The organism is Bradyrhizobium sp. GCM10028915, assembly GCF_042666195.1.
Taxonomy (GTDB): Bacteria; Pseudomonadota; Alphaproteobacteria; order Rhizobiales; family Xanthobacteraceae; genus Bradyrhizobium; species Bradyrhizobium canariense_D.
Genome location: NZ_JBHTFN010000074.1, coordinates 1 through 694, shown reverse-complemented (window position 1 = coordinate 694; position 694 = coordinate 1). Strand labels below are relative to the sequence as shown.

At 65.9% G+C, this 694-nt stretch carries 1 protein-coding gene; it reads left to right on the top strand.

The genetic code is table 11. From position 1 onward, the window contains the following. Positions 1-694: chemotaxis protein CheA (locus tag ACFQX9_RS38595; protein ID WP_377792181.1), on the top strand; the 694-nt coding region annotated here is incomplete at both ends.

The following is a 694-nucleotide window of genomic DNA, read 5'->3' as shown; positions in this document are numbered from 1 at the left end:
CCGAGCTCGACCGCCAGGTGCTCGACCTGATCAAGGACCCGCTCACCCACATGGTGCGCAACTCCGCCGACCATGGCCTGGAGACCCCGGCCGAGCGTCTCGCCGGCGGCAAGGGCGAGCAGGGCACCATTCGCCTGTCCGCCTATCACGAGGGCGGCCACATCATCATCTGCATCGCCGACAACGGCCGTGGCCTGAACACCGACAGGATCAAGGCCAAGGCGATCTCCTCAGGTCTGGTCACCGAGGCCGAGCTCGAGAAGATGAGCGAAGCCCAGATCCACAAGTTCATCTTCGCGCCGGGCTTCTCGACCGCGGCCGCCATCACCTCGGTGTCGGGGCGCGGCGTCGGCATGGACGTGGTGCGCACCAATATCGACCAGATCGGCGGCACCATCGACATCAAGTCGGTCGCCGGTGAAGGCTCCTCCGTCACCATCAAGATCCCGCTGACGCTCGCCATCGTCTCCGCGCTGATCGTGGAAGCCGCCGGCGACCGCTTTGCGATCCCGCAGCTCTCCGTGGTCGAGCTGGTGCGGGCCCGCGCCAACTCGGAGCACCGCATCGAGCGCATCAAGGACACCGCGGTTCTCAGGCTGCGCAACAAGCTGCTGCCGCTGATCCATCTCAAGAAGCTGCTCAAGATCGACGACGGCGCCGTCTCCGATCCCGAGAACGGCTTCATCGTGGTGAC